At 49.4% G+C, this 14,212-nt stretch carries 12 protein-coding genes; all 12 read right to left on the bottom strand.

The window, feature by feature from the left end; translation table 11 throughout:
- Positions 1–50 precede the first annotated feature (50 nt).
- Positions 51–602 (bottom strand): SPOR domain-containing protein, encoded by a 552-nt coding sequence (locus Q4488_RS12525; protein ID WP_303580814.1) that lies wholly within the window; start codon positions 600–602, stop codon positions 51–53.
- Positions 599–1,897, bottom strand: a complete 1,299-nt coding sequence (gene folC, locus Q4488_RS12520; RefSeq protein ID WP_303580813.1) for a bifunctional tetrahydrofolate synthase/dihydrofolate synthase — start codon at positions 1,895–1,897, stop codon at positions 599–601. Before folC ends, Q4488_RS12525 begins: the two co-directional genes overlap by 4 nt.
- 86 nt (positions 1,898–1,983) lie before the next feature.
- Positions 1,984–2,844: an acetyl-CoA carboxylase, carboxyltransferase subunit beta gene (gene accD, locus Q4488_RS12515; protein ID WP_303580812.1), complete on the bottom strand. Its 861-nt coding sequence runs from the start codon at positions 2,842–2,844 to the stop codon at positions 1,984–1,986.
- A gap of 30 nt (positions 2,845–2,874) precedes the next feature.
- Entirely contained in the window at positions 2,875–3,678 is an 804-nt protein-coding gene (trpA, locus tag Q4488_RS12510) for a tryptophan synthase subunit alpha (protein WP_303580811.1), read from the bottom strand.
- 23 nt (positions 3,679–3,701) lie between these two features.
- Positions 3,702–4,889 carry a tryptophan synthase subunit beta gene (gene trpB, locus Q4488_RS12505; protein WP_303580834.1) on the bottom strand — a complete coding sequence of 396 codons (1,188 nt, stop codon included), beginning with the start codon at positions 4,887–4,889 and terminating at the stop codon, positions 3,702–3,704.
- A gap of 25 nt (positions 4,890–4,914) precedes the next feature.
- A complete protein-coding gene (locus tag Q4488_RS12500; RefSeq protein WP_303580833.1) occupies positions 4,915–5,535 on the bottom strand; it encodes a phosphoribosylanthranilate isomerase in 621 nt (206 codons plus the stop codon).
- A gap of 57 nt (positions 5,536–5,592) precedes the next feature.
- Positions 5,593–6,516, bottom strand: coding sequence for a tRNA pseudouridine(38-40) synthase TruA (truA, locus tag Q4488_RS12495; protein ID WP_303580810.1), 924 nt, complete (start codon positions 6,514–6,516; stop codon positions 5,593–5,595).
- Between the two features lie 51 nt (positions 6,517–6,567).
- Positions 6,568–9,084 (bottom strand): FimV/HubP family polar landmark protein, encoded by a 2,517-nt coding sequence (locus Q4488_RS12490; RefSeq protein ID WP_303580809.1) that lies wholly within the window; start codon positions 9,082–9,084, stop codon positions 6,568–6,570.
- 434 nt (positions 9,085–9,518) lie between these two features.
- Positions 9,519–10,634 (bottom strand): aspartate-semialdehyde dehydrogenase, encoded by a 1,116-nt coding sequence (gene asd / locus Q4488_RS12485; protein WP_303580808.1) that lies wholly within the window; start codon positions 10,632–10,634, stop codon positions 9,519–9,521.
- A gap of 187 nt (positions 10,635–10,821) precedes the next feature.
- Positions 10,822–11,904 carry a 3-isopropylmalate dehydrogenase gene (gene leuB, locus Q4488_RS12480; protein ID WP_303580807.1) on the bottom strand — a complete coding sequence of 361 codons (1,083 nt, stop codon included), beginning with the start codon at positions 11,902–11,904 and terminating at the stop codon, positions 10,822–10,824.
- Positions 11,905–11,974: 70 nt separating this feature from the next.
- Positions 11,975–12,622, bottom strand: coding sequence for a 3-isopropylmalate dehydratase small subunit (gene leuD, locus Q4488_RS12475; protein WP_303580806.1), 648 nt, complete (start codon positions 12,620–12,622; stop codon positions 11,975–11,977).
- Between the two features lie 20 nt (positions 12,623–12,642).
- Entirely contained in the window at positions 12,643–14,058 is a 1,416-nt protein-coding gene (gene leuC, locus Q4488_RS12470; RefSeq protein ID WP_303580805.1) for a 3-isopropylmalate dehydratase large subunit, read from the bottom strand.
- Positions 14,059–14,212: the final 154 nt, after the last annotated feature.

Genomic DNA, 14,212 nt, shown 5'->3' with positions numbered 1-14,212 from the left:
AACAAAATTAAGCTGCGAATTCTACCAGAGCTATCGGTTTAACCCAATGTTTATCGCGTGGTAAAGCGCACGATTATACCGTCAAGACCAAATTCTTTCTGAATAGCCGCTTGTAATGCAACCAATTTAGACTTTTGAATATCCGGACCGACAAAGACACGAATCAAATCACCGGTCTTGCGAATGTAAACCTTATGCCCTGCTTTAATCAACCGGCGACTTAAGCCCTTAGCATTATCTTCATCTTTGAAGCTGGCTAATTGCAGACTCCAAGCAACCGGTATATTTTCTTGATCTAACGCCGGTGGATCGCTACGTTGACTGATAACCGGTTTCTGCTTAGCCACTTCAGCCGCCACCTGTTTTGGCATCACCGCCACGGTCACCGGCTCACTCGGTGGCGCTATCGTTGTGGTATCAGGCAAGGACGTGTTGTGCGGTTCAACCGTCAGCAGCTGCGGCTCAACAGGTGGTGGCGGAATCGCGCTCTCCATATGACGTTCGCGATAGCCTGCACCATCGAAAAAAATAGGTAGCAGAATCCCCGCCGCCACAAACAGAATCGCCGCACCCGCAAGGCGCTGCTTAAAGCCATCATTCACGCTGATTTACCATCCATATTCAAAACCAGTAGCGCTTCACTAACGGTAAAAAAAGAGCCGGCAATAATCACTCGATCACCCTCCTCAATCTCGTCGGCAACGGCCGTTAGTGCCTCAGCTACCGTTGTATAAGCCGCTTGCTGACTGTCAGCAATACCAAGCCGTGTAAGCTTTTCAACCAACGCGGCAGCCGTTTGTCCACGTGGCTTATCCAATGTTGCCAGATACCAGTGATCAATCGCCGGCTGCAAACAAGCTAATACCTGATCGATATCTTTATCAGCCAACATCCCCAGCACCATGAGAGTGCGCCCTTTGACGGGCTTATCTTGTAACTGAGCGGCAAGATAGGCGGCAGCTTCAGGATTATGTGCCACATCGAGAATATAGTCAGCCTGCCCTACCTTAAGCGTTTGCATGCGCCCCGTCAGCGAGGCGTTGGATAAACTCTGTCGCAGCGCTTCAGGCGCGGGCATCATATCGAGAAGACTCAACACCTGCAGCACCGTCGCCGCATTCGCTTTTGGTAATGCGATCTCGGGCAAGCCAGAAATCGTCAGAACATTGCCATTTAACTGCTCACCTTGCCACACCCATCCCTCATGCTCCATATCAGACAGATTAAAATCACGTCCACGCTGAAACAACAAGGCACCGATATCATTGGCATAAGCAGTTAACTTCTGCGGCGGAACTGGGTCACCACAAACAGCCGGACGACCGGCACGATAAATACCTGCTTTTTCATAACCAATTTGATTGCGATCATCACCCAACCAATCAACATGATCGACGGATACCGTGGTCACCACCGAAATATCCGCATCGATAATGTTGATAGCATCGAGGCGCCCCCCTAAGCCCACCTCAAGCAACATCACATCGGGCTTTTCATTGGCAAATACGTGTAACGCCGCCAGTGTATTATATTCAAAATAGGTGAGCCGAATATCACCCCGCACCTGCTCGATAGCGGTAAACGCCTGCACGATCAGTTCATCACTCACCGGCTGACCCGCCAATTTAATGCGCTCGTTATAGCGCAAAAAATGAGGTGAGGTAAAGCAGCCGACCGTTTTACCTTGATCCCGCAGCACCTGATCAAGCATGGCAATCGTCGACCCCTTGCCATTGGTACCTCCGACAATCACTTTATGACTCGCGCTTAAATCCAGCGCCATACGCTCATAGACCTGCCGTAATCGGTCAAGCCCCAGCTCAATTTGATCAACGGGATGGTTGTGCTCGATCCACTCGAGCCATTGCTGCAGGGTAGTAAAGGATACTTCAGCCATGATGATGTCAGCTTTTAGTCAGAAAACAGTTGAGAGCAATAAAAAAAGCCGCTGAAACTGACAGCGGCCTTCGTTTATATCAATAATCAGGCGGCGGGCAACCCCTGCATCATGCGTAAAACCGACGAGATTCGATCACGCAGATCACCACGAGAGATGATCATATCGACTTGACCGTGTTCCAATAGAAACTCACTACGCTGAAAGCCTTCTGGCAATTTCTCACGCACGGTTTGTTCAATCACGCGAGGCCCAGCAAAACCAACCAGCGCACCAGGCTCACCAATATTCAGATCACCCAACATGGCCAACGATGCCGATACGCCACCATAAACCGGATCGGTCAATACCGAAATATAGGGAACGCCGGCGTTTTTCAAACGCTCTAACGCAGCACTGGTTTTGGCCATCTGCATCAGTGAGAACAAGGCTTCCTGCATCCGCGCACCGCCACTGGCGGAAAAACAGATCAAAGGAATTCCCTCTTCCAGCGCAATATTGGCGGCGCGCACAAAGCGCTCACCGACAACCGCGCCCATCGAGCCACCCATAAAGCGAAATTCATATGCCACAGCCACCACCGGTAGACCTTGAACTTCACCGCGCATCGCTATCAACGCATCTTTCTCACCGGTCGCCTTCTGTGCGGCCACCAAGCGATCTTTGTACTTTTTGGTGTCACGAAACTTAAGATGATCGACCGGCTCAATTTCGGCACCGATTTCACGTAACGTGCCTTCATCCAAGAACGCATTCAAGCGTACTCGGGCCGTCAAACGCATGTGATGATCGCACTTAGGGCAAACATTCAGGTTTTTTTCCAACTCTGGACGATACAGCACCGATTCACACTTTGGACACTTTTCCCACAACCCTTCTGGGATGTTGTTTCGCTTCTTCTCAGAGCGCACCAGAGAAGGAACAATTTTATCCAGCCAACTACTCATTATTACTCCAGCGTCTGCCAACGGCAGACTTTATTTATCCATTGCCTGACGCATGCTTGCCGTTATGGCGGCTACCGCCTCAGGGATTAATGCTTGATTGCCCGCTAATTCAGCAACCTTATTAACCAGTACACTACCGACGATTACACCATCAGCCACTTCCGATATCGCTCGCGCAGAAGCATCATCACGGATACCAAAACCAACGCCGACCGGCATATCCGTATGTTGACGGATAATGTTTAATTTCTCTGCAACTTCAGCCACATCGAGTGATGCTGAACCGGTAACACCCTTAACCGACACATAATAGACATAACCACTGCCTGCCGCACAAATCTTCTCAACCCGAGCAGGCTCGGTGGTTGGTGCTAACAGATAGATCACATCGATATCAGAAGCCTTCATCAAGCGATTAAACTCATGCGCTTCTTCCGGCGGCAGATCAACAGTTAGAACACCATCAAGACCAACCGCCTTGGCTTTATCTGCAAAGGCGGCATAGCCCATCACCTCAATCGGGTTGAGATACCCCATCAAGACCACGGGTGTGGTCTGATTGGTTTGACGGAATTCAGCAACCATATCCAACACATCAATCAGCCGAGTGCCGTGCAGCAAAGCACGCTCACACGCTAATTGAATCACCGGACCATCCGCCATGGGGTCAGAGAAGGGTACCCCCAACTCAATAATATCGGCACCGGACTCTACCAGTGCATGCATTAACGGCACAGTTACTTTAGGTTCAGGGTCTCCGGCTGTCACGTAAGGGATCAGCGCTTTACGGCCCTGGCTTTTCAGATTATTAAAACTCTCAGTAATACGACTCATCTTAATCTTCACTCAGTCAGGGCTTAAAAGTTAATACCGTCAATTTCTGCAACCGTATGGATATCCTTGTCACCACGTCCCGACAGGTTAACCACAATGATCTGATCTTTATCCATGGTAGGCGCCATCTTCATCGCTTCCGCCACCGCATGACTGGACTCCAATGCCGGCATAATACCTTCGGTCAGCGTCAGATGACGGAAAGCATGCAACGCTTCATCATCGTTGATCGCCGTATATTCCGCCCTACCGATCTCTTTCAAATAAGCGTGTTCTGGCCCAACACCAGGGTAATCGAGGCCCGCTGAAACAGAGTGCGTACCGATAACCTGCCCGCCCTCATCTGACATTAGCGAGGTACGGTTGCCGTGTAAGACACCGGGACGGCTGCCGGCACTCAACGGCGCAGCATGCTGACCGGTCTCAATGCCATAACCCCCGGCTTCAACACCGACCATGCGAACATCCGCATCTTCAATAAACGGATGAAACAAACCAATCGCATTTGATCCACCGCCGACACAGGCGATCAATACATCCGGAAGCTTACCGGTCTGCGTCAAACACTGCTGACGCGCTTCGCGACCAATAATAGACTGGAAGTCACGAACTAACTTAGGGTATGGATGAGGGCCAGCAGCCGTGCCGATAATATAAAAGGTATTATCGACATTGGTGACCCAATCACGCATTGCTTCGTTCATCGCATCTTTCAGTGTGCGCGTACCTGACTTAACAGAGACAACCTCAGCACCGAGTAGTTTCATGCGATAAACGTTCAGCGCTTGACGGCGGATATCTTCTTCGCCCATGTAAACCGTACATTCAAGCCCCAATCGCGCGGCGACGGTTGCCGAAGCAACGCCGTGCTGACCGGCACCGGTTTCGGCACTCACCCGAGGTTTACCCGTGAACTTGGCCAACAATGCCTGACCAATGGTATTGTTCACCTTATGAGCACCGGTATGGTTGAGATCTTCACGCTTCAGGTAAATCTGCGCCCCGCCTAACTCACGAGAAAGTCGCTCGGCGTGATACAGGGGTGATGGACGACCGACATAGTGCGCCAGATCACGATCAAATTCGGCCTGAAACTGTGGATCTCGCCAAAGCTTTTCGTAGGTCTGTTCGAGCTGCTGTAGAGCAGCCATCAAGGTTTCAGACACATAACGACCCCCAAACTGACCAAAATGGCCACCAGCGTCGGGCATTTGCTTTGCGATCGCGAGATCTTCTTTAGTTGGCACAAGCTACCTCATTCATAAAGGATGTTATTTTTACACAATCTTTCAGGCCTTTCGCCATTTCAACCCCACCGCTGACATCAACAGCATAAGGGTTCACTTGGCTGATCGCCTGCGCTACATTGTTCTGATCAAGACCACCGGCAAGGATTAGCGGCAATGTTAAATCAGCTGGGATGCGCGCCCAGTCAAATGCTTCACCTGTACCGCCCGGCACACCTGGACGATAAGCATCCAGTAAAATACCCCGAGCGGAAGCAAAGCGCTGTGTTTCAGTCTCGACATCGATAACCGGCGACATTCGCACAGCCTTGAAGTAAGGTCGATCGAATTGATGACAATATTCAGGTGATTCATCACCATGAAACTGTAACAGATCAATCCCTGTTTGATCTAAGACCTGCTTCACTCTCGCTGAGCTTTCATCAACAAATAATGCCACCGTCGTCACAAACGGCGGCAGCTGTTGAATAATCTGTTTTGCCACTGCGGGCTCGACATAACGAGGACTCGGCGAGTAAAACACAAACCCCAATGCATCTGCGCCAGCTTCGACTGCCGCTAGCGCATCTTCTAATCGGGTAATTCCACAGATTTTTACGCGCGTTCGCATCACTTAGATCAGACTCGTTAGAAAGAACTCAATAATAACAGATAGCAGGGTCCTAGGTTAACCGTTTTGCGTTAGGAAATAAGGCCCTAAGGTAGATTTCGGTAAACCATATTCATCAGGGTATTTAACATCGACGAAATAGAGACCATAGGGTGGCGCAGTGACACCCCCTTTTCTCCGATCACGCGCATCCAACACCTGTTTGGCCCAACGTGGTTCAGCCTCACCACTACCAATGGTCATGAGTACGCCGGCAAAATTACGGATCATATGATGCAAAAACGCATTGGCTCTAACATCGATCACAATAAGCTCACCCGCTTGATAGACGTCCATCTGCTTCACTTCACGCACCGGACTCTTCGCCTGACAAGCAACCGCCCGATAAGACGTAAAATCATGCTTACCGACCAAAAAGTCCGCCGCCGCTTGCATCCGCGACAGATCCAGCTGCTTATGCGTCCAGGTGACCCCCTTACTCAACAACGCAGGTTTGACCGATGACGAATAAATAATATAGCGATAACGGCGCTCTAACGCAGAAAAACGCGCATGGAAGCTATCATCCACCCGCTTAGCCCAACGAATAGCGATATCATCGGGCAACTGTGTATTGGTGCCCATCACCCACGCCCTATCTGGCCGATCAGCGTAGGTATCAAAGTGGATGATTTGATAGGTACCACTCACGCAGGCATCCGTCCGACCGGCACAGACAACCGCAACGGGTGCATTGGCAATTTTGGTCAGCGCCTGTTCCACCGTTTCCTGTATGGATGCTACATCTTTCTCTTTCTGGGTCTGCCAACCTCGATAGTTACCCCCCGCATATTCAACACAGAGCGCATAACGGCGACATGTGCCTAACGGTGCGCCATCGTCACCAATCGGTGCGACTGACAAATCATCTATTACACCACTAGAAAGGGCGACCGAAGTCGCCCCTTGCTGATCTTGAATCTGGGTTTTATCCCGCTGCATATAACATCTTATTTCAATTGTTTATCAAACAGGGCAAAGCTGCCCCCTCACTTAATCGAGCGAACTCAATAGACTACCGGCTTCCGACTTCTGAGCATCACTGCCCTCTTTCAGAATTTCGTTAAGAATATCCTTGGCACCATCGGCATCTTCCATATCGATGTAGGCGCGCGCCAAATCAAGCTTAGTTTCAACTTCATCAGCATCATCTAAAAGATTCAGGTTATTAAGATCATAGTCTTCCGCATCATCATCGGTCACATCGAGACTCAGCTCATCGCTACCCGCATCGCTTAACAACATCTCTAACTCAGTATCCAGTTCAGTATCGAGATCATCATTCAGCGCGTCTTCGGCTTGTGATGGTGTAAATGCTTCTTCATCCAGCACCACATCATCATTACCGTCGAGCAGTGTTTGCAAGTCGTCGTCCAGCTCGAGCTCATCAATATCTGCTGCCTCAGATGTCGATAGCAATTCATCGAGTTCGCCAGCTTGATCATCGCCCTCAGTATCCAAAGCCATCTCAGCACTATCAAACGCGAGATCATCTGACAATGCAGTCGATTCTAGATCAGTGTCATCCAGTTCTTGCGCGATATCTTCCGTAGCGAGATCAAAATCGAGATCTAAATCATCATCAACGACATGTTCATCCACCGCGCTAGTCGTCACCGGCTCACTGTCTAACATCGAATCAATATCAAATTCAAGATCGGTATCATCATCGACCGGCTCGCTTACCTTCGACTCAGCCCCAGCGGCTAAAAGCGCCTCAATATTATCGGCTTCAGGCTCTTCCGCAGGCTCATCGATTGGCACATCCCCCAAACTTTCAACCTGAGGCACGTCTAAATCATCGAGATCAAAGGTATCCGCATTTTCTTCTAAAATGGAATCCAGCGCATCATCAATATCTTCGCTATCATCGACCGGCTTATTAACCGCCGAGCCAGCAAAACCATCATCAAAGCCAAGATCAAACTCATCTTCATTGAGCGTATCACTGCTGTCCGTTTCAACCTGATCTAAAGCCATATCCAGATCAAGGTCATCAAGATCGAGATCGTCTGTAATAACCTCCGCGGACTCAGCTTCAGATGACGGCGTTACAACGGCCTCTGCGATCTCATCATCGTTAGCCTGCTCGACCACAGCTGCGGTTGCAGCAGCAGCGGCCGTTGTCGCGATAGCCGCTTCGGGAACAACAGCGCTATCGGTCGTCTCTTTGTTACTGCGCCGGAACAACAACAAAGCCAGCAGGAAGGCTAACAGAGCACCACCCGCCGCACCAATATAGAGACCAAACCGCTCAATGAGCGTCTTTTGGGCTGGCGCAACCGGCTCAGACTCAGCCTGAGCTGAATCGATAGGCAACATAGCCGGCTGATTTTTAGCCGACTCTAGCTCTGCCTGAAGCTCTGCGAGCTGTTCATCTTTAAGCTCTAATAAGCGCTGCAAACTCTCCATTTGCTGCGCCAATGCATCAACCCGGCCACTCAGCTCTTCGTTCTCTCGCTGAATCTGATCGACGGTTTCGAGCGCCGTTGCTAATTCAGCTTCCAGGTGCTGATTTTTTTCTAAAAGGCTTGCATCAGCCTGACTCATATCCACATCGGCCGCCTGATCTGAAACACGATTAACATCAGATACCTGATCAGGAGAAACTATTTTCAGCTGCCCTTGGGCCGAACTCGAAGCAACCTCATTGGTCTTTTTTTCTGATACCGCCTTATCTTGATTGGTATTCACAGATGTATCTAAGGGCTCAGCATTCAGCGGCGATGTAATGCCCTGCTTCCATTGCTGAGTCTGCCGCCAAAACTCTTCATTGGCCTGCTGACGACTGAGTGCGCGAACCTCATCCAACGAAGGCAGGTCCATAACCACACCCGCCCTCAGCTGATTAACATTATTGTTGCGAAATGCCTCAGGGTTTTTGCGCAACAGTGCCAACATCATCTGTGCTTCGGTTACCGAAGCTGTTGGCTTATGCAGTTTGGATATATCCCAGAGGGTATCGTTAACATCAACATACACCTGATTGTCACTCATGCGCGTGCGAATATTATTCACCGGCTGTTGTGGCGCTACGGTGGTCGTCGCAGGGCGCGGCGCCGTTCGTGGTGCAGTCGTTGCCGGCTGAACGACAACCGGAGGCGGTGTTGGATCATACACAGGCGGATCTAACAGCACCGTATACTCACGCACAAGACGACCACTAGGCCAATTCACTTCCAAGAGAAAGTTTAGAAAAGGTTCTTTAACCGGCGTAGATGAGGTGAGAATGATCATCCCCTGACCTGACGCACCAGGTTTCACCTCAAATTTAACATCAGAGAGAAACCGCAACCTTTCTATACCCGCTAAGGCAAAGTCATCTACGTTAGCCATTTTTGGCTGAACCTGTCGCGGATCGACCGATCGCATTTGCAACAGTTGAATCTCTGCTTTGAGGGGTTCGTTTAACGCTGATGTTATTCTGATTTCGCCGAGACCAAGCGCATGTGCAGTTGAACTCCCTATTGCACCTGCAATTGCCAAGCTGAGGGCTAATTTGCGCAGCATATTTTCGCTTCCTTAAATTCCCCGGGTTCTGATGATGACATAAAATCGTCAATATTCAGAAAGTTACATATCCACTAGTAATGACCAAAGTATTCATTAAAACCTATGTTTAATCAACAACCCAGAGCGGCCATGAATGACTAAACAACAGCAAGTTAAGCAAATTTTAGTCGCTAAATGTCACAAAACGACATCAACAACTCAGCAAATAATTTAACAATCTATTTTATTACAATAACTTATCATCACGTTTTAAACAAAAAATAAGTTAAACAAAAGAATATCATTGCGCTCAATTTCAATATTACTCGTTGCCATCTAATCAATCATCGCGTCAGTCGACCATCCAGATTCAAATTAAATTGATCTAAATCAGTAACCGAATGACAAAAAAAACCGGCCATATCAGCCGGTTATCTTTGTCTTAATGATGCTTAATCTTGCAACAAGATACGCAGCATGCGTCGCAATGGCTCAGCTGCGCCCCACAGCAATTGATCACCCACACTGAACGCGTTGAGATACTCATCACCCATATTCAGCTTACGCAAACGACCAACGGGCACACCGAGCGTACCGGTCACTTTTGCTGGCGTCAGGTCGCGCGCCGTCAGATCACGCTCATTCGGCACCACACTCACCCAATCATTAGCTTCAGCAATCATGGATTCAATCTCATCCATCGGTACATTTTGCTTCAGCTTGATGGTAAACGCCTGACTATGACAGCGCATCGCACCGATCCGTACACAGGTGCCATCGATTGGTACTGGATTATCACTCAGTCCCAAAATCTTGTTGGTTTCAGCATAGGCTTTCCACTCTTCTCGACTCTGACCGTTATCCAGTCGCGTATCGATCCAAGGAATCAGAGAACCTGCCAGCGGCACACCGAAGTTATCCGTCGGCATTGCCTCAGAACGAATGGTCGCTGCCACCTGACGATCGATATCCAGAATGGCGCTCGCAGGATTAGCCAGATCGGTAGCCACCGAATCTTTGATGACCCCCATTTGCGAAATCAACTCGCGCATATGACGAGCACCGCCACCGGATGCCGCTTGATATGTCATTGACGTCATCCACTCGATCAAACCGGCGCTGAACAATCCACCTAACCCCATCAGCATCAGTGAAACCGTACAGTTTCCGCCAACATAGGTTTTAACGCCGTTTGCCAAGCCATCTTTAATGACATTCATATTAACCGGATCAAGCACGATGATCGCATCATCATCCATGCGCAAGGAGGACGCTGCATCGATCCAGTAGCCATTCCAACCAGCACTGCGCAACGCACCATAAACCTGCTTCGTGTAGTCGCCGCCCTGACAAGAGATAATTGCATCCATTTGCTTTAATTCTTCAATGGATGTTGCATCTTTCAGTGCCGGAATCTCTTTACCAATATCGGGTCCGGGCTGACCTGCTTGGGACGTTGTAAAGAAGACCGGCTCTTCGATATGTGCGAAATCACCCTCTTCCATCATGCGCTGCATTAGCACAGAACCTACCATTCCGCGCCAACCTACAAAACCTACACGCTTCATCTACTCCACCAAAAACTTTGCGAGCCTGTTATCAGGCTTCTGAGAATAAAAACAACAAAACTGCCATCGACGGGATGGCAGCCTGTTATGACTCTTAATATTCGAGCCCATTAATTATGCAACACTTTAGTTACATAGACTATCTGAATCTGAGCATTTTATAACCAATCAAGGTGATAAAACGACGTTATGCCTGTAATGCGGCGATCACCGCATCACCCATTTCAGAAGTCGATACTTTCTGCATACCTTCAGACCAAATATCGCCAGTACGTAGATTCTGATCCAGTACCTGACTGACCGCCGCTTCAATACGATCAGCCGTTGCACCTGACGCCAGCGAGTATCGCAACATCATGGCGACAGACAAAATAGTCGCCAATGGGTTAGCCATATTTTGGCCAGCGATATCCGGTGCCGAACCGTGACAAGGCTCATACATCCCTTTACCATTCACATCTAAAGAGGCCGATGGCAGCATCCCGATAGAACCGGTTAACATAGCCGCCGCATCGGAAAGAATATCACCGAACATATTACCGGTAACCATCACATCAAACTGCTTCGGCGCGCGGACCAACTGCATGGCCGCATTATCGACATACATATGGCTTAACTCGACATCAGGGTATTCCTTAGCCAACTCTTCCATAATCTCACGCCACAGCACCGTCACTTCGAGTACATTCGCCTTATCAACCGAGCAAAGACGCTTATCACGGGCACGGGCAGCCTCAAAAGCCACTCGACCGATCCGGCGAATCTCATCTTCATCATAGACGTAGGTGTTATAACCTTCGCGAATGCCACCCTCTTTGACTCGCACACCACGGGGCTGACCAAAGTAAATACCGCCGGTTAGCTCACGCACAATCAGAATATCTAAACCGGACACGACCTCAGGCTTCAACGTTGACGCGTGTGCCAGTTGCGGATAGAGAATCGCTGGGCGCAAGTTACCAAACAAGCCTAAGTTAGAACGAATACCCAACAGGCCTTTCTCTGGACGAATCTGAAAATCTGGATTGGCATCCCATTTCGGTCCACCGACGGCTCCGAGCAGAATGGCATCCGCCGCATGCGCCGCCTCAAGAGTGGCCTCAGGCAAGGGAACGCCATCGGCATCGATAGCCGCCCCACCAACCCGCGCTTCTGTTAATTCAATCTCCAGCTTATCTTGCTGATTAACCAGTTCTAATACACGCCGAGCCTGAGCAACAATCTCAGGACCAATACCATCACCCGGCAGAATCAATACATTTTTAGACATTCTTCTCTTTCCTTTCATCGAGGCAGCTAAACAGCGTTAGCCGCCAGACATTCAATCCACTGCAGCCGACTTATTTAATCGCGTCAAATAACCACGGCGCTTGCTGTCGACGCTTCGCTTCGTAAGCGCGAATATCCGCCGCGCTCTGCAAGGTGATACCAATATCATCCAAGCCATTGAGCAAACAATGCTTGCGGAAACCATCGATACTGAAAGTCATCTCTTCACCGGAAGGCGTGATCACTAGCTGCCGCTCTAGATCGATACTCAATTGATAGCCATCGGTTTCAGCCGTTTCTTTAAATAGCTGATCGAGCTGCTCATCGCGCAATACAATCGGCAACAAACCGTTTTTAAAGCAGTTATTGTAAAAAATCTCAGCAAAACTCGGGGCGATAACACAGCGAAAACCGAAATCATCCAGCGCCCAAGGCGCATGTTCACGGCTCGAGCCACAACCGAAGTTTTCCCGTGCCAATAAAACACTCGCTCCTTGATAGCGAGGCTGATTAAGCACAAACTCAGTATTCAATGGTCGCCCTTCACAGGACTGATCAGGCTGACCTTCATCCAGATAACGCAATTCATCAAACAAGTTTTTACCGAAGCCCGAACGTTTAATCGACTTCAAAAACTGTTTTGGGATAATCATATCGGTATCGACATTAGCCCGATCCAACGGTGCAGCGATACCTGTGTGCAGTGTAAACTTATTCATCTCGCTCTCCCGATACCTTATTAAATCAACTCACGTACATCGATGAAATGACCTGTCACCGCTGCGGCGGCCGCCATCGCAGGGCTTACCAGATGGGTTCGACCACCAAATCCTTGTCGACCTTCAAAGTTACGATTCGAAGTAGACGCACAATGCTCACCATTACCCAACTTATCGGGATTCATTGCCAGACACATTGAGCAACCCGGTTCGCGCCATTCAAGGCCGGCCTCGATAAAGATTTTATCCAGCCCTTCCTGCTCCGCCTGCGTTTTCACTAACCCGGAACCCGGCACGACCAACGCTTGAATAATGTTATCTGCCACTTTACGACCTTTAACTACCTTGGCCGCATCACGCAGATCTTCGATACGTGAGTTAGTACAGGAGCCGATAAACACTCGATCTAACTGAATATCCGTAATTTTCTGATCCGCCGTTAGCCCCATATATTTCAGCGCACGATTGATACCATCGATTTTAACCGCATCTTTCTCGGCATCAGGGTTTGGCACCTGACCGGAGATACCCACCACCATTTCTGGAGAGGTGCCCCAAGTCACCTGAGGTTCAATATCGGCCGCATTGATCTCAACCACCGCATCAAACTCAGCATCGCTATCAGACACCAAATCGCGCCATTCAGTCACCGCCTGATCCCACTGATCACCTTTCGGCGCAAAGGGTCGACCCTCAAAGTAATCGACAGTAATCTGATCCACCGCCACTAAGCCCACTCGTGCACCCGCTTCGATCGCCATATTACAGACGGTCATCCGTCCTTCCATCGACATCGCACGGAAAACATCACCACCAAACTCAATCGCATAACCCGTACCACCTGCGGTACCGATCACGCCGATCACATGCAGCACCACATCTTTGGGTGTCACGCCTAAGCCGAGTTCGCCATCAACACGCACCAACATATTCTGCATCTTTTTGGTAATCAGACACTGAGTCGCTAATACGTGCTCAACTTCCGAGGTACCGATACCGTGCGCCAATGCGCCTAAAGCACCCAGTGTAGCCGTGTGCGAATCACCACAGACGGCGGTCGTGCCCGGCAGGATGGCCCCTTGCTCAGGCGCCATCACATGCACAATACCTTGTCGATGATCATTCATCTTGAACTCAAGAATACCGAACTCATCACAGTTAGCATCGAGGGTTTTAACCTGAATCTTGGAGACCGGATCAACGATCAGATCCACACCACCCGAACGCTCGGTCGTGGGTACGTTATGATCCGGTGTCGCAATATTGGCATCGATACGCCATGGCTGACGACCCGCCAACCGCAGCCCTTCAAACGCCTGAGGTGACGTCACTTCATGCAGTACTTGACGATCGATATAGATCAGCGCACTACCATCATCATTAGTCCGCACTAAATGCGAATCAAACAGTTTATCGTATAACGTTTTTCCAGCCATTGAAGCTCACCTCACTACGTCTTGTTAACCGGCGTATTGGTTGCCAGTTTTTATAGGCAGCCATCCTAATGCACGCGATAGCAGAAAACAAATTCATTATTTTTATAGTTTGCATTCCAAAAAGGAATAGATAGACTATCAGCAAACAGCTATG

It is taken from the genome of Amphritea sp. 1_MG-2023 (assembly GCF_030547545.1).
In the GTDB taxonomy this organism is placed as follows: Bacteria; Pseudomonadota; Gammaproteobacteria; order Pseudomonadales; family Balneatricaceae; genus Amphritea.
Note: the sequence above shows the minus strand (reverse complement) of the source record. Positions and strands in the feature narration are given on the sequence as shown.

Excerpts from the sequence above, each read along its gene's own strand:
- folC (WP_303580813.1), bottom strand. The coding sequence starts at position 1,897 with ATGGCTGAAGTATCCTTTACTACCCTGCAGCAATGGCTCGAGTGGATC.
- accD (WP_303580812.1), bottom strand. The coding sequence starts at position 2,844 with ATGAGTAGTTGGCTGGATAAAATTGTTCCTTCTCTGGTGCGCTCTGAG.
- trpA (WP_303580811.1), bottom strand. The coding sequence starts at position 3,678 with ATGAGTCGTATTACTGAGAGTTTTAATAATCTGAAAAGCCAGGGCCGT.
- trpB (WP_303580834.1), bottom strand. The coding sequence starts at position 4,889 with ATGCCCGACGCTGGTGGCCATTTTGGTCAGTTTGGGGGTCGTTATGTG.
- Q4488_RS12500 (WP_303580833.1), bottom strand. The coding sequence starts at position 5,535 with ATGCGAACGCGCGTAAAAATCTGTGGAATTACCCGATTAGAAGATGCG.
- truA (WP_303580810.1), bottom strand. The coding sequence starts at position 6,516 with ATGCAGCGGGATAAAACCCAGATTCAAGATCAGCAAGGGGCGACTTCG.
- Q4488_RS12490 (WP_303580809.1), bottom strand. The coding sequence starts at position 9,084 with ATGCTGCGCAAATTAGCCCTCAGCTTGGCAATTGCAGGTGCAATAGGG.
- asd (WP_303580808.1), bottom strand. The coding sequence starts at position 10,634 with ATGAAGCGTGTAGGTTTTGTAGGTTGGCGCGGAATGGTAGGTTCTGTG.
- leuB (WP_303580807.1), bottom strand. The coding sequence starts at position 11,904 with ATGTCTAAAAATGTATTGATTCTGCCGGGTGATGGTATTGGTCCTGAG.
- leuD (WP_303580806.1), bottom strand. The coding sequence starts at position 12,622 with ATGAATAAGTTTACACTGCACACAGGTATCGCTGCACCGTTGGATCGG.
- leuC (WP_303580805.1), bottom strand. The coding sequence starts at position 14,058 with ATGGCTGGAAAAACGTTATACGATAAACTGTTTGATTCGCATTTAGTG.